The organism is Candidatus Thermoplasmatota archaeon, from assembly GCA_035541015.1.
GTDB lineage: Archaea > Thermoplasmatota > SW-10-69-26 > JACQPN01 > JAIVGT01 > DATLFM01.
In genome coordinates this window covers 14,226-32,180 of record DATLFM010000037.1, presented here as the reverse complement: position 1 = coordinate 32,180, position 17,955 = coordinate 14,226, and the positions used below count along the sequence as shown (strand labels likewise).

Genomic DNA, 17,955 nt, shown 5'->3' with positions numbered 1-17,955 from the left:
GTCCGGGTTCACGACCGTGAACGGGCAGCCGCTCTCGCCGCACGCGCACGCCTACGTCAAGCAGGCGCTCGAGCTTTGGTGGCGCGGGGGCCCGCTCGACATCCGCGTGACGCCGGGCCTTCCAAGCCCGCACGAGCTTGGAAGGCCCGGCGTCACGCGGATGTCGAGCGGGCCCCCGCGCCACCAAAGCTCGAGCGCCTGCTTGACGTAGGCGTGCGCGTGCGGCGAGAGCGGCTGCCCGTTCACGGTCGTGAACCCGGACGACGATGGCCCGGCCGTCACCTTCGTGCGAAGCGGAATGGCCACCGCGATCGCCGGCTCGCCGTACACGACGGCGTGCTCCCCAAGGAGGATGCACTTCCCGGGCGCCGACGCCGACGCGACGGGACGACCCGCCGCGAAGCCGGCTTGCGCGACGTCGCTTGCGACCGACACGCGAGTAGCAAGCGGGCACGGGACTAAAAAGCAACCGGAGTGCTGCGGCGCTTCGCCATCAAGGCTTGGCGCAAACACGATGCCTCCGCGCGGGCATCCCCCACGCATGGCAACCGCGTCCCCCTCCGAGCGCGCGCGCAAGCCGAGCCCGGAGGCCCAAGCCGGGCGAGCGCGACCCGACGGCGGCCGGTGGGCGCGCGTGCTTGCGCAACGCTGACGGCGACGCGCGGCCGCCTTGCGAACAGGGACATCCTTGGCGCACCTTTCAGAAGCGCGCAAAGGCGCTCCGGTTCGATGACACAGGGACTGGCGATCGAGCGCCCCTGGTCGAGCATGCTGCGCGAAGGCGCGAACCACGTGGTGCAAGTCTACCGAAGCTCCCCCTTCCTGCACGAAGCCGTTGCGCTGTGGGCCGAGCAGGCGGTCGAGGACGGAGGCGGCGTCATCCTCATCGGCTCGGCGGCCAACCTCGTGGCCGTCCGAACGCGGCTTGAGCACCGGGGCCTGCCGTTGCGGGAGGCGGAGCGGGAGGGCCGTTTCGTCGCGCTTGACGCCGAGCACTTCATGCCCTTGTTCATGGTGAACGGCCGCGTCGACGTTGAGACCTTCGACCGCGTCGCGGGCGCGATCGTCGATCGGATGGCCCGCGCCCTGCCGGGCCGGCCGCTGCGCGCCTGGGGCGAGATGGTGAACCTCCTTGCCTCCCGCGGCAACCCGGAGGAGGCGCACGTGCTCGAGGGGGCGTGGAATCGCTTGATCGACCGCTCCCGCTTGCAGCTTCTGTGCTCGTACCAGGCCGACGCGCGCGATCCGTACGGCAGCGCGCCCTTCCGCCGCCTGCTGGAGACGCACTCGCACCTGCTTCAGGAAAGCAACGAATCGGTGACCGAGGCCCTGCGTCTTGGCCCCTTTGCGCCGGCCTTCTGGATGGCGCTCGGCCACGCGTCGGTGGCCGCGGGCCTGCCGGAGCCCGGGGCGGCCTTGGTGAAGGTCGGGTCCTCGGACGACGGCGGATCCTAGAGCGAAGCCTCGAAATCCTCAATCTTCAGATCGAACGTGTCCGGGTTGTCGAGCTCGCCGCGGGCGCGCAGGATTTCGCGCGTCAGGAGCCAGTACACGAGCGCGAGCGACCGGCGACCCTTGTTGTTCGTCGGGATGACGAGGTCGACGTTGCGCGTCTCGTTGTTGGTGTCGCACAGCGCGATGATGGGGATGCCGACGTTGAGCGCCTCGCGCATGGCCTGCACGTCGCCCGAAGGGTCGTTTAGCACCATGACGCGCGGCTCGGTGAACTGCGAGGTGTTGGGGTTCGTGAGCGTGCCGGGCATGAAGCGGCCCGCCATCGCGTTTGCGCCCACGCGCTTGGAGAGAACCTTGATGGGCTTCTGGCCGTACTGGCGCGCCGAGACGAGCATGATCTTGTCGGCGGGGAAGCGCGCGAGGAACTTGGCCGCCGCGCGGATGCGCTCGTCGGTCTTCTTGACGTCGAGGACGTACAGCCCGTCGTTGCGGACCTTGTAGATGAACGGCTTCATGTCCGCCGTCTTGGCCTGCGTGCCGATGTGGATGCCGCAGGAGAGGTACATGTCCTCGGGGACGAGCGGTTCGTAGTCGCGGGGCAGTTGGGTCTGGGTTTCCTCGATCGCGTCTTGCGCCATGGTGTTCGCCATCCGGTGACCGGATTTTTATCGTGAGGTGAGGCCGCGCCAAGGCGGCGGGAAAGCAGCGCCAAGACAGGGATTCCCCTTTTTAAGCGTTTGGGGCGCGGGAGCAAGAGCGGCGGGCTTTCGCGGCTGGTCTTGCGTCACCCCGTCGCAAGCCACGTCGCCACGACGCCCTGCGCGTCGTTGTTTTGCGCCTGGCCGCTTGCGCACGGGCCCGTGCAGACGTCGACGACGGCCGCCCACGGCCGTCCGTCGGGCCCGATTGCGATGTCGATGAAGTCGCCCACGGCGCCGTCGAAGCCGGCGATCGGGCCGGAGCGCTCCCGGGCCGCGCAGCGGGACCCGCCGCAGACGCCCCGCGCCATGGGATCCGACGGATCGTTTGCGCGCATCGTCTCCACGCGCGCGACTCCGCCCGGCTCCGCCTCGATGCGCGCGAGGTACACGTGCCATGCGTCCTCGTCGTTCATGGCTCCGTACTCCTTGTCGGCGGCCGTGCCGTAGTACACGGCCGCAATCGTTCCAAAGCCGGCCGCAAGCGCCGGGAACGCGGCGGTCCCCACGTCGGGCGGCGCGACGTTCACGGCCGGCGTCCACGTGCGCCCGCCGTCGAAGCTCGACGCGAGGTAGGGCTTTCGGTCCTTGGCGATCCAGAGCGCGTGCACGGAGCCGTCGTCGGCGACGCCGATCGACACCTCGTCGTCGCGGATGCCGTTCAGGTGGTGGCCCGTCACGCGCTCCTTGTCGATCGCGACGACCGTCCACGTGAGGCCGTCGTCCTCCGAGATCGCGACCGACGGCACGCCGCAGTGGGCCCGGGGCAGGTACAGGATGCCCTCGGGCGACGCCACGCCGTGACCCGAGAGGCCGCTGCAGAACCCGGAGGGGGAAACGCCCTGGTAGACGAGGGGCCGCAGCGCTCCGAACGTGAGCCCACCGTCGGCGCTTGCGGCGCAGGCCGTGTCGGCCAGGCGGTTCACGCAGTAGTGGACGAGGTTGGGATAGCCAAGCGTGGGAAGGAGGCGTGGCTTCGAAGTGAAGATCGTCTGGTGGTCCTGCGCGCCCACGGGATGCCCGCAGCCAAGCGGGTTGTGCGTCCAGGCCTGCCCATCGTCGCTGAAGCTAAGCGTGCTGCACACGAGCACCTGAAGGTCGCTCACGAAGACGCGCCCCGTCGCCCGGTCCACGTGCACGTACGGGTCGCCGCTTGTCGGCGGAAACGCCGCGCCGCCCACGCGGGGCGTGGCGTCCTCCCACGAAAGGCCGCCGTCGCGGCTTCGGGAGAGCAGCCGGAGGGAGGGATCGGGCGCGCGCAGGCTCTTGGCGAGGCTGCTCACGTAGAGGACGCCATCGGGGGTCGCGCCGATCGTGGGCTCGAAGGCGACGGCGCCGGTGTACAAGGCGAGCGCGGAAAGTGCGGGGACCTCAGGCGCCGGGGGGAGCTCGGCGAGGTCGACCCCTTCCTCGCCGCCGGCAGGCGGCGGGGCAAGGCATCCTGCGAGAAGCAGAGCGAGCCCGGCCGCTGCTGCGGCGCGGCCCCTCGACGCGTGGGCTGCCATCGACGATGGGGGCTTCGGAGCAACGATAATCCTTGTGGTGGTTTCGTGGGTTTTTTGACGGCGCGCAGCGGACGAAACCACTACCTGCTCGCCATCGCGCTTCCGCCCGTCTCGGAGCGGCCGTGCCGTTCCTCGATCCGGATGAGCTCGTTGAGCTTCGCGATGCGCTCGCCGCCCACGGCGCCCGTCTTGATGCCAAGCGAGCCGAAGGCGACGGCCACGTGCGCGATCGTCTCGTCCGTCGTCTCGCCGCTGCGGTGCGACACGACCGTCTCGTAGCGGTTGGCGTGCGCGTGCCGGATCGTGTCGATGGTGCGCGTGAGCGTGCCGATCTGGTTGGGCTTGATGAGGATCGCGTTGGCCGCGCCCTTCTCGATGCCTACTTTCAGGCGCGCGAGGTTCGTGACGAACAGGTCGTCGCCGACGACGTGGCAACGCCGGCCCACGGCGCGCGTGAGCTCGATCCAGCCGTCCCAATCGTCTTCCGCAAGCGGGTCCTCCACGCTGTAGAGATCGAACTCCTCGACGAGCCGGGCGAGGAACTTCACCTGCTCGCCCGTCGACTTCGCGCCGTCGCGGTAGCGGTACTTGCCCTCCTTGTACAGCTCCGTCGCGGCCACGTCGAGCGCCGGACGGATGCGGAAACCAAACTGCGATTCGGCCTCCTCGCACGCCTTGGCGACGATGGAGAGCGCCTCCTCGTCGGGGATGGGCGCCACCCAGGCGCCCTCGTCGCCCTTGCCGATGGCTGCGCCAGGCAGCCTCTGCTTGAGAAGCTCCTTCACGCGCTTGTGGACGAAGGCGTTGGAGAAGACGTTGTCCTGCGCGCGCGGCGACAGGCTCACGGCCATGAACTCCTGGATGTCCGTGCCGCCCACCGCGTGCGCGCCGCCTCCGAGCACGTTGCCAAACGGGTGCGGCATGCGCGCCGGGTGGTGGCCACCCAAATACGCATACAGCGGCGCGCGGATCGACGCGGCCGCCGCCTTGGCGACGGCCAGCGAGACGGCCGTCGCGACGTTGCCGCCCAGGCGCCGGAAGTTCGGCGTTCCGTCCACGGCGGCCAAAGCCTCGTCGACCTCGCGCTGCCGCAGGGCGTCCTTGCCCAGGAGCGCGGAGGGAAGCATCTTGCGCGCGCCCGCCAGGGCCGCGTCCACGCCCCCCTCCGGCCACGCCGCGACCTCGTGCGCGCCCGTGGAGGCCCCGCTTGGAGCCGCCGCGCGACCCGCGGCGCCCCCGGCGAGCACGACGTCGACCTCCACGGTCGCCTGGCCCCGGCTGTCGAGGATCTTTCGGAGGAAGACCTGCTCGATCGCGGACATGGGCGGCCAATCGGTCCGCCCTCCTTTAAGGTCTCGGTGGATCCAAATCGACGTTCCGCCCCCGGCCGGTTCCGGCGCACACAGCGTTTTGTGCTGGAAGCGCGTTTCGAGCCTGCATGGTGGTCGAGTTCGATCCGGCCCAGTTCGCCCGGCTTCAACCCCGACACGCCGTCCAGTTCTACCAAAACGAGGGGCACATGGTGAAGGCCCTCGTGGCCTGGTGCGAGCGCAGCCTGCGCGTCGGCGGAGGCGCCGTCGTCGTCGCGACGGAGCCGCACCGCGCCGAGTTCAAGAACGGACTGCGGCTCTCGGGCCTCGAGCCCGACCGGTTCCTCGACGCGGGCCGTCTGGCGCTCCTGGACGCGCGCGAGACCTTGGACCGGCTCCTCGTGCGCGGCCAACCCAGCGCCGAGCGGTTCGAGGTCGTCGTCATGCCGATCGTGCGCGACCTGCAACGCGCCGTGGGATCGCCCGACAAACCCGTTCGCGCCTGGGGCGAGATGGTCGACCTGCTCTGGAAGGAGGGGGAGTTCGACGCGGCCTCGGCGCTCGAATCCCTCTGGACAAGCGCTGTGCGCGCCTCGGGTATCGAGCTCCTCTGCTCCTACGACGTGAGCCGGCTCGTCCTCAAAAGCGACCAGCGGATCGTGCAGGCGAAGTCCGAGCACACGGAGATCGTGGTCGCAGACGAATAGCCGTCGAGGCCTTCAGCGGACGAGAAGGCCCTTCTCGGACCGGACGCCCGGCCAACCCACCGTGACCGAGCGAAAGCGCATCGGATAGTCGTAGCCGATGGAAGGCTCGGCCTCGCGGAAGTCGGGCGCGAGGCGGCGCGGGGGGCGCCGGCGCAGGCGGGAGAGTCGGAGCGAGCCGAGCATGTCGGCGCGACAGGAGCGTTCCGCATACTTGGCTTTTCCTCGCGAGGTCGTACGAAGGTTGGAGCGGCTTGCGATGAATGATCATCGCAGCCCTCGACCAAACAGCGCGCGCTTTTGCCTCTTGAAGTTGCGCCTCGTGCGGTGGCCGTCCAGGGGAGCCCGGACCAGCCTATAGGCGAACCCGGAACGCAAGTTTTCGCGGTCTTGGCCCAGGCCCGTGAAGCGGGCGCTTTTCGGAAGGCGCGCGCCGTTGGTGGTCCATTGGGAAGCCTCTGAATCGCCCCGCAGCTTCCACGATCGAGGCTCGGCGCGGGCCACACCGTCGCCTCGGGCGCCCGCTCGCGCCTGCGGCGCTCGCTTCGCCGAGCGCTTCGCGCTCCGCTGCGTGCTCGCATCGGCTTCCGGCCGTCGCTCGGAGCTTCGGGAGCCTTTAAGCCGCGAAGTTGTTTCCCCTCTCCGAAGCTCGCGCGGGCCTGCGGCCCGCGCTCGGGCGCTCGTGGAGCGCTCGCGCGGCTCGCGCTCCCCCGGCGCCTCCTCGGCGGCGGCGGCGCCGCCGCCTCGTCGGGTCCGTGGGGTAGCTTGGTATCCTTGGGGCTTCGGGAGCCTTAGACCTGCGTTCAAATCGCAGCGGACCCATCGCGAATCGCAGCGGGCCTTTGCCCGGCTATTCGTCGCCGGGCTGGGCCTGCGACATCCAGCACTGGACGTGCATCCGCAGGTGCGGCGAGACGAGCGGGTCCACGGTCGTGTTCGGGTGCGAGGCGATGACGACAAGCTGCCGGTTCGTGTCGATGCGGGCGTCCTGCTCGTGCACCTTGTGGCCGCGCGGATGGTTCATGAAGATCTTGCCGACGGCCACGTCGCCGTTCTCGAGCGAAGTGACGTTGATGGCAAGGTCGTCGTCCATGTCTTGGGCCAGGTAGACGGCCGCGTTGTCCGAGCCGCCGGGCCACGACACGCCGTTTTCGCCCCAGATGGACGTGATGTTGCAGCGGACGCGGTTCGTCGAGAGCGTCTCGGTGACCCACTTGCCGTTGCGGAAGACTTGGTGGCGGAACGTGGAGGTGATGTTGCCGGCGGGGATGCACGCAAGCCCGCTGTTGCTCTCGCCGGGCTGCGTGGCGCAGCTTCCCGCGCCCACGGCGCGGCCCGCGCTGTCCTGGCCGGTGACGCCTTGGATGGTGGCGTTCCAGAAGTTTTGGCCCTGCAGGCTGACTTGGATGGGCGCGATCGTGAGCGCGATGTCGAAGTTGTACACGATGACCTCGCTCGCAAGACCCCCGGAGGGCACGAAAACGAGCGCGGACACGGCCAGGACTCCCAGAAGCTTCCTCATCGGACCACCCCGCGGTCCTCTGTCGACAGTGGCAAATGCCATTTGCGAAAACGGGGATGTCAAAAACGGTGTCAAACCAGACACTAGGGGCAAAAGGGGAAGTTTGCCCCTATCGCGCGTACACGCCCGCGGGCATGCGCACGCCCGAGGCGTGGAGGAACGAGCCGTTCCCGTTCCGCGCGGCGCGCCGGGGATCCACCCAATAGTGCTTGGCCCACGGGATGAACACGGTCTCCTCGCTCCACTTCACGCGGCCGCTTGCGGCATCGTGGTAGACCCAGAAGGCTCCGATCGTCACGTCGAAGCCCGTGTCCTCCGTGATGCGCACGGTGCACCCGGCCTTCTTGTGGTAGTCGCGCCAGATCCAGCCCACGCGCTTGGGCGAGGCGTACGTCTTCTTGCGGACGCCAAGGATGAGCTCGAGCCAGGCGTCGGCGCCGCTCTCGAGGAGGGCGTTCCGGGCGTAGGCGAGGTCGTCCCGCGAGAGGGCCACGTGGTTGTTCGTGTGGCTGTGGAACTCGCCGACGATGCGGTAGCCCAGGCTGTCGATGGCGCTGCGAGCCCGGTGGAAGGCCGCGCCGTTTCCCGGCTCCACGGAGAAGACGCGCCGGGCGGCCGTCTGGATGGGGAACGCCACGTCGAGGGCCATGACCCGTTCGGGCTTCCCGCGGATCGTCCGCTTGCGCGGGTGGCCGATGAGCATGCCGGTCGTCTCCCGGTTGAACACCTCGATGGAGCTCTCCACGAGGCTCAGGAAACAGGGGGGGTCGACCATGACCGGCAGCATAGATACGGTCCCGTAGACCGTCCCCGGCTTCTAGTTTTGGGGCTGGGCCGTCGGGGAGTTTATGGCCTCGGCAACGGGCGTACCGGCGGCCGGAGGCCCCCTTATCAAGGCCGGTTTTTCCTCGGTTTCCAGGGGCCGCCGGACGAGCTTTGCCCGGTGGCGGGCGAGGATGGCAAGCGCCCGGGGGCCAAACGCGAGGAAGAGGACGGCGTTGCCGACCGCGTGCAGGAGGTCGAACGGGAACGAAAGGGCGAGCACGAGGGCAAGCGACGAGAGCGTAAGCGGCGCGTAGAAGGCGAGCCAAACCCACACGTCAAGGAGCCACCCGAACGCAAATCCCCAGCCCGCGCCAAAGGCCGCCCAGGCGCGAGGCCCGGGGCGCCACCGCGCAACGAGCGCGCCGCTTGCGCCGGCAAGGCCCCACGCGAACGCCTGGTAGAGCGTCCAGGGCCCTTGGCCAAGCGCGACGTTCGAGGCGACGGCTGCGACGGCTCCCACGAGGAAGCCCGCCGGCGCGCCGAAGGTCGCGCCCGCGGCGACGACGAGGAACGTGACGGGCTGCACGCTTGGGATGGCCGCAAAGGGCACGCGAGAGGCGGCGGCAAAAGCGCCCAGCATGGCCACGAGCGAGACCTCGCGGACGGTGGCGCCGTCCTCGGCAAAGCGCAGCGCCGCCGCGACGACGGACATGAGGAACATGCCACTGAGAAGGAGCGCCACGACGGGGCCGCCGGACAGCGAGACGCTCGGATCTGCAAGCGGCAGCGCGAGGGCGGCCGCTCCCAGTCCCACCGCCGCTGCAAGCGCCGCGCCGCTTGCGCGGATCACGCGGGGACCTCCACGGTCGCCGGCGGCTCCTCGGAAATGGTTCCGGCGTCCAGCCGGACGACGCGGTCGGCGACCGCGCGCGCAAGCGGCAGGTCGTGCGTTGCAAACAGGACCGCGCCGTCCTTGCGCGCGGAGGGAAGCAGCCGCCGGAAAAGGTCGAGCTTCGTGGCCGCGTGGAGGCCGCGCGTGGGCTCGTCGAGGAGAAGGAGCGGCGGCGAGCCGGCCAGCGCCGCGGCAAGCGCCACGCGCTCCCGCTCGCCGCCGGAGAGGTCGCGCGGGTGCTCGGAGGCGAGCTCGGCAAGGCCCAGCCCCGAAAGGACGCGCGCGGCCTCCCGGCGCGCTGCGTCGCCACGCCATCGGCGGGCGGAGAGGGCGGCGAGGACCTCGCGCTCGACCGTGTCCTCCAGCAGGTGGTCGTTCGGGTTCTGGAAGACGGCGCCCGCCTTCTGGGCGATCGCGGCGGGATCGGCGCGCGCGGGATCGAGGCCGGCCACGCGCACGGAGCCGTCCGCGGGCGCGTGGAGTCCCAGCGCCACGCGGAGGAGCGTGGTCTTGCCGCTGCCGTTCTCGCCCGTGAGGGCTACGACCTCGCCGTGGCAAACGCGAAGGTCCACGCCGTCGAGGACCGGCCGCTCGCCGTGACCCGCGCGCACGCCTTGCAGCACGAGAAGGTCCGGCTGCTTCGAAGCAAGGTCGGCGTGCCGGCGGCGCGCTTGGGTCTCCGGAAGCAGCAACCCCAGGGCGCCCGCCGTGGCCGCGAAGTCCGAGCCGTTTGCCGGCCCGTCGTAGACGATCGCCCCGTCGGCGAGGAGGACGGCGCGCGTCGCGAAGGGGCGCACGCGGTCGAGCCGGTGCTCGGCGAGGACGACGGCCGCGCCCGTACGGCGGCGGGCGGCGTCCAGGAAGGAAAGGAGCCGCTGCGCGGCCGATGGCGAGAGAGCGCTCGTGGGCTCGTCGAGGAGAAGCACGCGCGGGCGCATCGCGAGGACCGACAGCGCGGCGAGCCGCTGCTTGGAGCCGCCGGAGAGCTCGTTCACGTCGCGGTCGCGCTCGGCCCAAAGGCCGTCCCCTTCGAGCGTCTCGCGGACGCGCGCCTCCAGCGTTTCGGGATCGAGGGCGAGGTTCTCGGGTCCGAAGGCGACCTCGCGCCCGACGGTCTGGGCGACGATCTGGTCCTCCGGGTCCTGGAAGACAAGACCCACACGCCAGGCGAGGTCGCGCGGGCGCAGCGCGTCGGCGGCCGCGCCGTCCACGAGCACGCGACCGTCGAAGCGTCCGCCGTGGAAGTTCGGAACGAGGCCGCAGGCGGCGCGAAGGAGCGTGGACTTCCCGCATCCGGAGGGCCCAGCCACGAGCACGAACTCGCCCGGTTCGATCGCAAGCTCGATGCCCCGGAGCGCCCGACGAGGAGACTCGCCGTAGGCGAACGAGAAATCCTCGAAGCGGATCACGGAGCCTCCTCCACGCTCGTGCGTCCGCGCGCAAGCGCGGCGAAGGGAAGCGACCCGGCCGCGGCGGCAAGCGCCGCCCACGGCCCCGCCGCAAGCGCAAGCGCCGGAAGGATGGCCATGCAGGCGCGGGCGGCGTCACGGCGGCCCAGCCGGACCGGGCGCCAACGCGTACGGGGCCCGGCGCCAAACCCGCGCGCCTCCATGGCCTCGGCCAGCCGGGCGGCGCGGTCGAGCGACGTCTCGAGGAGAGGCATGGCCAACGCGCCGGCGGCTCGGGCGCGGGCCAGGAAGGGGCCGCGGTCCCACGCCACGCCCCGCGTTCGTTGCGCGTCGGCGATGGCCCGGGCGTCCGAGGACAGGACCGGCAGGAACCGCGCGGCCAGGGCAAAGGGAAGGACCGCTGTCGGACGCAGCCGGGCCGCAAGGGCGCCGGCGAGGGCGTCGGCGTCGAGCGCGCGCGAGAGCACCGCGAAGGCCGTGAGGACAAGAGCCATGCGGAGGCCCATGGCCAGGGCAAACGACAGCGACTCGATCGTCACCTGGAGCCGCCCGAAGACGGGCAAGAGGAAGTCCGATCGCCACAGCGTCTGGCCCGGTCCCAAGGGCAAGAACGGATTGAGGAGCAGGAAGACGACCGCGCTTGCAAGCGCGATGCGCATATGGGCCCGCCACGCGGCGCCGGCGCGCTCGGCCCGCACGACGGCCAACGCCCCTGCCGCAAGCGCGGCCAGCACGACCGGATCGCCCGTGAGGAATGATGCGACGCCAAGCGCCGCCGCCCAGACGAGGATCGGCGCGGGGTGGCCCTTCACGGCAGGGCCTCCACGGAATCCCCCTCGAGGACCACGGAGTGGCGGTGCCGCAGCCGTTCGGGCGCGTCGGAGAGGACGGTCGCGGCCGCGCGCACGGCATCGGGGTCGGGGCCGACGATCAGGAGCACGGCCGCGCGCATGGCCCCGACGCCGCCGTCGGCCCACGGATTCTGCGTCGTCTGCACGACGGCGCCCGCCGTGACACGATGGGGACGGCCCCGCGCGTCCAGAAGCTCGACGCCCGCCTCGTGCGCTCGCGCGAAGAGCCCGAGCGAGGCGTGCGGCGCTCCCAGTTCCGAGATCAGAGGATCGGCGAAGCTTCCAAGCAGGATGAGATGAGCGTCCCCGGAGCGCGCGACGGGATCGGCCGCAAGCTCGGCGAGGGGACGCGCGCGCGCCCGGGTGCCGGCCTGCCGCAGCGCGTCGGCGAGCGCGGCGGCCTGCTCGGCCAGACCGGCGGCGTGCCCGATTTCGACCGGCAGACGCACGGGGCCTTGGACAAAGGGCCGCGGGAAGGCGCCGGTGAAGGCCGGGAAAATGAGGCTGTATTCCCACGAGTGGTAGTCCCACTGCACGGCGTCGCCGTCGCGAAGCTCGAGAACGGCCGCGCCCACGTTGGCGTGCAGGCCGTTCACGTAATAGAACCAGTCCAACCGCTCTCCGCGGCCAAAGCCGGAGCCGACGCCGTCGATGGCTTGCACGAAGCCTCCGCCGTAGGACCGCTCGACCGTGGCGACCGCTTGGAGCGCCTCGATCACGCTTGCGCCGCCGAAGATGGCGATCTCTCGTTCGAGGAGGAGCGTCTGGCCGAAGTCGCGCGTCACGACGACCGTGACCGACATCGGGGCGTCGGCGGAGGACCCCAAGCAGCCGGCTAGGACCGCGGCCACGGCAAGCGCGCCCCAAAGGTCCCTCATGCGCGCCTCCGGCGCGCGGCGAGCGCGAGCGCCGCGATGCAGGCTGCAGCCGGGATCGGGATTGCATGATCCGGTTGCGCGCCCTCGGACTCGCGCGTCCGATCGGACAGGGTGATCGCCTCCGACGCCTCCTCGAGCGGTTCGGTCAGCGGCCGGCCGGGATCGAGCCACGCGCGCGCGAGGTCGCTTCCGAATCCCTGCGAATCGAGCGCGCGCAAGACCATGGGGCGCGCGCCCCGGGCGGGATCGAACGAGGCTTCGATGCGCCACGATGGTCCCGGCGCTTCGTAGACGCGACCGTCCAGCCACCCGAAGACCGTGATATCATCCCCATCCTCGTCCGTGGCGAGTCCTTCGACAAAGACCCGCTCGCCGTCGACGGTGGCCGAGCGCACGTGCAGCGCGGGGCGGCGGTTCTCGCCGGAACGCTCGGGTTCGGCGGCCGGCGCGGGGCCGGCGGCGGGTCGGGAGGCTGGTGGCTCTTGCGCCAGAGCCGCGGGCGCCTCTTCGGAGGGCGCCTGCGTTTCGTTCGCCGGGTCGACGACGTGGAAACGCGCGACGGCGCGCGCAAGGGCGCCGTCCTCGTCGACCACCTCCAAAAGGACCTCCGTGTCGCCCGCCGACGGAGCGATCGCCTCGATCGAGGAGCCTTCGAACGACGCGTCGCCCCAGCGCCAGCGGACGACCGGCGGCGGCCCATCGGGATCGTGTGCCTCCGCGGTCAGGCGCACGGGCGCCCCGGCCCGCGCGGGCGAGGGCAGGACGGTCACCCCGGCGATGCGCGGCGGAAGGTTCGCGACCTCGATGGTCCCGCTCGCGGTCGCGACGCCGCCGTCCGAATCGGTCACCGCGAGGACGAAGCTGCGGGCGCCAAGGCTTTCGAATCGCCGTTCCGGCGACGGCTCCGACGACACGTCGCCGGACCCGAAGTCCCACCGCCACGACGCGATCGATCCGTCCACGTCGCTCGCTTCGGCATGCAAGCGAAGCGGCGAGACGCGGTCGGCGGTCCACGCGGGCGCAAGCGAGAGAAGCGGCGGGCGGTTCTCGACGACGATCCCGCGCGCGGCCGTCGCGACGGCGCCGTCCGCGTCGCGCACGGCGAGGCGCACCGTGTACGAGCCCAGCGACCGGAACGCGTGCTCGGCCACGGGCGCGTCGGTCCAGCGGGTCGCGTGCCCGTCGCCGAAGTCGAAGCGCCATGCGACGATGGTTCCGTCCGGGTCCATGGACGCAAGCCCGTGGAACTCGACGGTCGCGTTGCGGAACGCGCGCGCGGGCGCGGCAAGCGCGGGGACGGGCGCCGCGTTGCCCACGACAAGCGTCTGGCGGGCGGTCTTCAGGAGGCCATCCGCGTCGCGCACGGTCAGCGTGATTTCGTGCGGCCCGCGATGGTCGAAGCGATGCGAGACGGCCTCGCCTTCGCCCGCGTCCGCGCCGTCCACCCGCCAGCGGTACGACAGCGGGCCGCCGCCGGGGTCGAGGGCAACGGCCCGCAGCTCGACGGGCGCGGCGGTGGACGGCTCCGGGGGTGACCAGGCGATCTTGGCGCGGGGGGCGAGGATGGGAAAGGGCATGCCGCGAAGCGCCGGCACGACTTGCGACGTCGCCCACGCGTTGGCGGTGGTGGCGCCGGGCTGGAATCCGAAGCCGCCGCTGGGCGCGCGGGAGGCGAGCAGGAACGCGAGCGGGTCGCCGCCGCTCTTGCGGTACCGGGGCGCGAGCGGGTCCTCGCCGACGGCCAGGATGCCCTGGACGGCGAGCGCCGTGCTCTGCGTGTGCGCCGTCGCGCCGTTGGTGAATCCGCCGTTCTCCCGCTGGTTCATCTCCAAGAAGAGAAGCGCGCGATCGACGGTCGGATCGCCCCGGCTCAGGCCGAGCGCGGCAAGGGCCATGAGCGCCGCGCCGGTCGTGTCGGCCTCCACGAACGCCTGCGGCGCGGCTCCGAATCCCCCGTTTGCGCCCTGCGCCGAGCGGAGGTACACGAGCAGGTCGTCGAGAACGGGCCCGAGCGCCGGCTCGTCCAGTCGCGCAAGAGCGAGGGCGGCCCAGATCGCGTGGTGCGTCTTGCTCGGATCGCCCATCACCTTCGGCTGGACGGCGCCGTGGAAGGCGACAAGCGAGGCAGCCCAGTCGTGGCCGTCGAACCGCCGCGGGTCTTCGCCGGCGGCAAGGAGCGCGAGGATCGCCCGCGCATGGTCCGTGGGCCCCGATCCGGTGGCCGAGGACGAGAGCTCGCCGCGGCGATCGCGCAGCGCCTCCAGCGGCGTGGCGGCGGACGGCGTGAGGCGCCACGCGTCGAGGTCCTCTCCCGCCGAGGCGGCGGCGAAGGAGGCCCACGAGGTCGTTGCGTGCCCGCATCCCGAGTCGCCCGCCACGCAGCCGTCGGGCTGGAGCTTGGCGCGAAGGAACCCAACGGCCTCGCGAACGGGCGCTTCGGACGGTTCGAGGGGAAGGCCGCCGTGGGCTTGCGCGCCAAGGAGGATGGCCAGGGCGGCGACCGCGGCGAGGTACGGGCGGGCGCTCATGCGTCAGGGGCCCACGAGGTGCACGAGCTCCAGGCTCTGCCCGCTCAGGAGGTCCATGTCGTCGATGCCGACCCACGATCCAAAGCCGTCGATCTGGAGGAGCCACCAGCTCGCGGGCCAGCCCGCCTCTGCAAGCCCGTCGACGCTCGTCACGAACCGCCCGCAGCACGACGAAGAGCCAAACTCCCAGCCGGAGACGCATCCGCTGGCGGCGGCCGCGTCGAGCACCTCGCCGCCGTCCACGCGGAAATCGCCCGTTGCGTCGGCGACGGCAAGCACGCAGCCGGCCACGCCGTCGAGGCCGTTGAACGACGGGTCGGCGACGGGGTCCACGATCCACACGGCCGGGTTGCCCACGAGCCAGTGGTTCGGCACGACGAAGCCTTCGGGCGCGACGCGCAACGTGACGAGCGCAAGCACCTCCAGCGGCAGCGTCGCCGCGTTGTTCGACTCGTCCGCCTCGGCGACGGCTTCGTCGGCGTCGGCCATGACGGCAAGCTCGTGCGAGCCGGCGCGCGCGCTCCACGTCCCGGACAGGATCGCGCTCTCGCCGGGCGCAAGACCGGCGACGGCCTGCTGCGAAAGCGCCACGCCGTCCATCGCAAAGCGGACGACGAAGGGGCCCGCGGGGGCCGTCCCGGCGTTGGTAACCCGAGCGTGGAAGGTCGTCGCGTCTCCGGCCCACGGTGACGCCGGCTCCGAAGCCAGAAGCTCGACGCGAAGGTCCGGCAGTTCGGAAACGGCGAGAGCGGGCAAGGTCGCGGCGACGAGGGCCAGGCAGAGGAGCGGGGGGACCAATCTCATGGAAATCAACCTCACTTGATTTTTGTCAAGCCAGCTTTCATGCCGGAGCACTTTCTTAAAGGTTGGCCGCCCGCTTCGACTGCAATCGCCTTCATTCGAGCCGGCCGTCGGCGCCTCCGCTTTTAAGTAGCGCCGTTCGCTTCCCCGCTCCCATGGCCCCGCCGCTTGCCCTCTCGGACATCGAGCAGGCACGCAAACGGCTCTCCGGCGTCGTCCTGCAGACGCCCCTCATCCGCTCGGCCACCTTCAGCGCCATGACGGGCGGCGAGGTCTGGATCAAGCAGGAGAACCTCCAGAAGACGGGCTCCTACAAGATCCGCGGCGCGTACAACCGAATCGCGAACCTCCCCCCGGAGACGCTTCGTCGCGGGGTCGTCGCGGCCTCGTCCGGCAACCACGCGCAAGGCGTCGCCTACGCCGCAAGGCTCCTCTCCGCGCCCGCCACGATCTTCATGCCTCGTTCGACGCCGCTTCCCAAGATCGAAGCCACGCGGGGCTACGGCGCCGAAGTCGTGCTCGAAGGCGACGTCTACGACGAGGCCTACGCCGCCGCGCGATCCTTCTGCGAGCGGGAAGGCCGCACGTTCGTGCACCCCTTCGAGGACCCGCTTGTCATGGCCGGGCAAGGCACGGTCGGTCTCGAGATCCTCGACGAGCTTCCCGAATTCGACGTCTTCGTCTGCCCCGTGGGAGGCGGCGGCCTCCTCGCGGGCACCGCGACGGCCATCAAGGCCAAGCGCCCGGGCGTGCGCATCGTCGGCGTCCAGCCCGAAGGCTCGAACGCCATGCACCTCTCCTTCCGCAGAGGCGCGCTCACGTCGATCCCGTCGCCCATGACGATCGCCGACGGCGTGAGCGTGAAGCGGCCCGGCGAGGCGACGTTTGCCATCCTCCGCGCGCTTGCCGACGACGTCGTCACCGTCTCCGACGCGGACATCGCCCGCGCCATGATGCTCTATTTGGAGCGCGCGAAGATGGTCGTCGAGGCGGCGGGCGCAGCAAGCCTCGCGGCGCTTCTCTCCGGCGCCGTGGACGTGCGCGGCAAGCGCGCCGTCGTGCTCGCCTCCGGCGGAAACGTCGACCTCAACACGGTGGGCAAGATCATCTTCCAGGGCCTGCTTGCCGAAGGCCGCTACGCGTACCTCGCCGCCGTCCTCGAGGACAAGCCCGGGCAGCTCGAGCGCCTCCTGCACGTCGTCGCGCAGGAGGGCGCGAACGTCATCAGCATCAACCACGACCGCATCGCGCCCGAGGTCCCCGCCGGCTGCGCGATGGTGGAGCTCGACCTCGAGACGATGGGCCGCGAGCACACGGCCCGCCTGCGCAAGGCCGTCGCGGCAGCGCGGTTCCGGCTGGTCGAATGACCGCGGGCGACGGCTACGACGTGGCGATCGTCGGCGGCGGAGCCGTCGGCGCAAGCGTCCTCAAGCACCTGTGCGAGGGCTTCCGGGGCCGGTTCGTGCTCCTCGAGAAGGAAACCGGCCTTGCGCGCCACACGTCGGGCCGCAACAGCGGCGTCGTCCACAGCGGCTACAACCAGAAGCCCGGCACGCTCAAGGCCCGCTTCGCCGCCGAAGGCAACCGCCGCATGCGCGCGTACTGCGCCGCGCGCGGCGTGGCGCTTGCGCCGGTGGGCACGCTCGTCGTCGCGCTCGACGACGCCGAGCGCCGGACGCTCGACGTCCTCCTCGCGCGCGGGCGGGCCAACGGCGTCGAAGGATTGCGCCTCCTCGACGCAGTCGAGCTTCGGCACCGCGAACCCCACGCGGCCGGCGTGGCGGCGCTCCACTCGCCGCAGGGCGCAAGCGTGGACGCCGTCGGGTACGTGCACGCGCTTGCCGAGGACGCGCGGCGCGCCGGCGGCACGATCCGAACGGGCGCGCCCGTCGTGGCGCTTTCCGAGGACCGAGGCGGCCACGTCGTCTCGCTGCCGCGCGAGGCCGTGCGGGCGCGCGTGGTCGTGAATTGCGCGGGCCTACACGCCGACGCGCTCGCGCGGGAGCTGGGCGCAAGCCGCGAGCACGCGATCGTGCCCTTCCGCGGCGAGTATTGGGAGCTTCGGCCGCCGCGGCGGTTCCTCTGCCGCAGCATGCTCTACCACGTACCGGACCTCGACTTCCCCTTTTTGGGCGTGCATTTCACGCGGCGCTTCGACGGGCGCGTGATCGTCGGCCCAAACGCCGTGCTCGCCTTCGGACGCGAGTCGTACCGCATGCGCTCGATCCGCCCGCTGCAGGCCGTCCGGACGCTTGCGAACCCCGGCTTCCTGCGTCTCTTCCTCGACTCGCGCTTCCGCGCCGTGGCGCGCGCGGAGCTGCGAAAGAGCCTGTCGAAGCGGGCGTTCCTGGCCGAGGCGCGGCGCCTTGTGGCTTCGCTTCGCGAAGACGATTGCGTGCGGGCCTTCGCGGGCATCCGCGCGCAGCTCGTGCACCGTTCCGGACGGCTCGAGGACGACTTGTTGATCGAAGAGCGTGGCCTGTCGATCCACGTCCTGAACGCCGTGTCCCCGGGGCTTACGACCTCGCTCCCGTTTGGGGAGCACGTGGCCGCCCGCGCCGCCGAGCTTGCGGGGCTTCCTGCGCGCGCCGCCTGATTCCTGCGCAATTGCGCAGTAATTTTCGGGGGGCCGCGCAA

Annotated in this window: 17 protein-coding genes and 1 tRNA gene; 5 read left to right on the top strand and 13 right to left on the bottom strand. The window is 71.2% G+C overall.

What is annotated here, in order from left to right:
* Window positions 1–51: 51 nt before the first annotated feature.
* Window positions 52–435 (bottom strand): hypothetical protein, encoded by a 384-nt coding sequence (locus VM681_03565; GenBank protein ID HVL87074.1) that lies wholly within the window; start codon window positions 433–435, stop codon window positions 52–54.
* 294 nt (window positions 436–729) lie between these two features.
* Here VM681_03565 and VM681_03560 point away from each other — a divergent pair, with 294 nt between their 5' ends.
* The gene (locus tag VM681_03560) at window positions 730–1,455 is read left to right on the top strand and encodes an MEDS domain-containing protein (GenBank protein ID HVL87073.1); all 726 of its coding nucleotides are present in this window, start codon (window positions 730–732) and stop codon (window positions 1,453–1,455) included.
* On the opposite strand, the gene rpsB is transcribed toward VM681_03560, so the two are convergent.
* The 3 genes from rpsB to eno form a co-directional block, all read right to left on the bottom strand.
* Window positions 1,452–2,093: a 30S ribosomal protein S2 gene (gene rpsB, locus VM681_03555; protein ID HVL87072.1), complete on the bottom strand. Its 642-nt coding sequence runs from the start codon at window positions 2,091–2,093 to the stop codon at window positions 1,452–1,454. The two genes, VM681_03560 and rpsB, sit on opposite strands and share 4 nt — an antisense overlap.
* A 146-nt stretch (window positions 2,094–2,239) precedes the next feature.
* The gene (locus tag VM681_03550; GenBank protein ID HVL87071.1) at window positions 2,240–3,658 is read right to left on the bottom strand and encodes a sialidase family protein; all 1,419 of its coding nucleotides are present in this window, start codon (window positions 3,656–3,658) and stop codon (window positions 2,240–2,242) included.
* Window positions 3,659–3,738: 80 nt separating this feature from the next.
* Entirely contained in the window at window positions 3,739–4,980 is a 1,242-nt protein-coding gene (gene eno / locus VM681_03545; protein ID HVL87070.1) for a phosphopyruvate hydratase, read from the bottom strand.
* Between the two features lie 116 nt (window positions 4,981–5,096).
* On the opposite strand from eno, the gene VM681_03540 reads away from it, so the two are divergent.
* Complete coding sequence (locus tag VM681_03540; GenBank protein HVL87069.1) at window positions 5,097–5,675, top strand: MEDS domain-containing protein; 579 nt, start codon at window positions 5,097–5,099, stop codon at window positions 5,673–5,675.
* 12 nt (window positions 5,676–5,687) lie between these two features.
* Here VM681_03540 and VM681_03535 read toward each other — a convergent pair whose 3' ends face one another.
* Window positions 5,688–5,858: a hypothetical protein gene (locus VM681_03535; GenBank protein ID HVL87068.1), complete on the bottom strand. Its 171-nt coding sequence runs from the start codon at window positions 5,856–5,858 to the stop codon at window positions 5,688–5,690.
* Between the two features lie 563 nt (window positions 5,859–6,421).
* Here VM681_03535 and VM681_03530 point away from each other — a divergent pair.
* Window positions 6,422–6,494 (top strand) — tRNA-Pro (locus tag VM681_03530).
* A gap of 28 nt (window positions 6,495–6,522) precedes the next feature.
* Here VM681_03530 and VM681_03525 read toward each other — a convergent pair.
* The 8 genes from VM681_03525 to VM681_03490 form a co-directional block, all read right to left on the bottom strand.
* Window positions 6,523–7,194 (bottom strand): hypothetical protein, encoded by a 672-nt coding sequence (locus VM681_03525; protein HVL87067.1) that lies wholly within the window; start codon window positions 7,192–7,194, stop codon window positions 6,523–6,525.
* Window positions 7,195–7,303: 109 nt separating this feature from the next.
* Window positions 7,304–7,981, bottom strand: a complete 678-nt coding sequence (locus VM681_03520) for a Mov34/MPN/PAD-1 family protein (GenBank protein HVL87066.1) — start codon at window positions 7,979–7,981, stop codon at window positions 7,304–7,306.
* Window positions 7,982–8,011: 30 nt separating this feature from the next.
* Window positions 8,012–8,809, bottom strand: coding sequence for an ECF transporter S component (locus VM681_03515; protein HVL87065.1), 798 nt, complete (start codon window positions 8,807–8,809; stop codon window positions 8,012–8,014).
* Window positions 8,806–10,260 carry an ATP-binding cassette domain-containing protein gene (locus VM681_03510; GenBank protein ID HVL87064.1) on the bottom strand — a complete coding sequence of 485 codons (1,455 nt, stop codon included), beginning with the start codon at window positions 10,258–10,260 and terminating at the stop codon, window positions 8,806–8,808. The genes VM681_03515 and VM681_03510 overlap by 4 nt, the downstream gene beginning before the upstream one ends.
* Entirely contained in the window at window positions 10,257–11,072 is an 816-nt protein-coding gene (locus VM681_03505; GenBank protein ID HVL87063.1) for an energy-coupling factor transporter transmembrane component T, read from the bottom strand. The genes VM681_03510 and VM681_03505 overlap by 4 nt, the downstream gene beginning before the upstream one ends.
* Entirely contained in the window at window positions 11,069–11,989 is a 921-nt protein-coding gene (locus VM681_03500) for a DUF4430 domain-containing protein (GenBank protein ID HVL87062.1), read from the bottom strand. Before VM681_03500 ends, VM681_03505 begins: the two co-directional genes overlap by 4 nt.
* Entirely contained in the window at window positions 11,986–14,517 is a 2,532-nt protein-coding gene (locus VM681_03495; protein ID HVL87061.1) for a PKD domain-containing protein, read from the bottom strand. The genes VM681_03500 and VM681_03495 overlap by 4 nt, the downstream gene beginning before the upstream one ends.
* A gap of 3 nt (window positions 14,518–14,520) precedes the next feature.
* Window positions 14,521–15,321 carry a CARDB domain-containing protein gene (locus tag VM681_03490; GenBank protein ID HVL87060.1) on the bottom strand — a complete coding sequence of 267 codons (801 nt, stop codon included), beginning with the start codon at window positions 15,319–15,321 and terminating at the stop codon, window positions 14,521–14,523.
* A 152-nt stretch (window positions 15,322–15,473) separates the two neighbouring features.
* Between VM681_03490 and ilvA the strand changes: the two genes are divergently transcribed.
* Both ilvA and lhgO read left to right on the top strand, forming a co-directional pair.
* Window positions 15,474–16,685: a threonine ammonia-lyase gene (ilvA, locus tag VM681_03485; GenBank protein HVL87059.1), complete on the top strand. Its 1,212-nt coding sequence runs from the start codon at window positions 15,474–15,476 to the stop codon at window positions 16,683–16,685.
* The gene (lhgO, locus tag VM681_03480) at window positions 16,682–17,914 is read left to right on the top strand and encodes an L-2-hydroxyglutarate oxidase (GenBank protein ID HVL87058.1); all 1,233 of its coding nucleotides are present in this window, start codon (window positions 16,682–16,684) and stop codon (window positions 17,912–17,914) included. Before ilvA ends, lhgO begins: the two co-directional genes overlap by 4 nt.
* Window positions 17,915–17,955 lie beyond the last annotated feature (41 nt).

Excerpts from the sequence above, each read along its gene's own strand:
- VM681_03495 (HVL87061.1), bottom strand. The coding sequence starts at position 14,517 with ATGAGCGCCCGCCCGTACCTCGCCGCGGTCGCCGCCCTGGCCATCCTC.
- VM681_03520 (HVL87066.1), bottom strand. The coding sequence starts at position 7,981 with ATGCTGCCGGTCATGGTCGACCCCCCCTGTTTCCTGAGCCTCGTGGAG.
- VM681_03540 (HVL87069.1), top strand. The coding sequence starts at position 5,097 with ATGGTGGTCGAGTTCGATCCGGCCCAGTTCGCCCGGCTTCAACCCCGA.
- VM681_03550 (HVL87071.1), bottom strand. The coding sequence starts at position 3,658 with ATGGCAGCCCACGCGTCGAGGGGCCGCGCCGCAGCAGCGGCCGGGCTC.
- rpsB (HVL87072.1), bottom strand. The coding sequence starts at position 2,093 with ATGGCGCAAGACGCGATCGAGGAAACCCAGACCCAACTGCCCCGCGAC.
- VM681_03535 (HVL87068.1), bottom strand. The coding sequence starts at position 5,858 with ATGCTCGGCTCGCTCCGACTCTCCCGCCTGCGCCGGCGCCCCCCGCGC.
- VM681_03500 (HVL87062.1), bottom strand. The coding sequence starts at position 11,989 with ATGAGGGACCTTTGGGGCGCGCTTGCCGTGGCCGCGGTCCTAGCCGGC.
- lhgO (HVL87058.1), top strand. The coding sequence starts at position 16,682 with ATGACCGCGGGCGACGGCTACGACGTGGCGATCGTCGGCGGCGGAGCC.
- VM681_03490 (HVL87060.1), bottom strand. The coding sequence starts at position 15,321 with ATGAGATTGGTCCCCCCGCTCCTCTGCCTGGCCCTCGTCGCCGCGACC.
- ilvA (HVL87059.1), top strand. The coding sequence starts at position 15,474 with ATGGCCCCGCCGCTTGCCCTCTCGGACATCGAGCAGGCACGCAAACGG.
- eno (HVL87070.1), bottom strand. The coding sequence starts at position 4,980 with ATGTCCGCGATCGAGCAGGTCTTCCTCCGAAAGATCCTCGACAGCCGG.
- VM681_03525 (HVL87067.1), bottom strand. The coding sequence starts at position 7,194 with ATGAGGAAGCTTCTGGGAGTCCTGGCCGTGTCCGCGCTCGTTTTCGTG.
- VM681_03560 (HVL87073.1), top strand. The coding sequence starts at position 730 with ATGACACAGGGACTGGCGATCGAGCGCCCCTGGTCGAGCATGCTGCGC.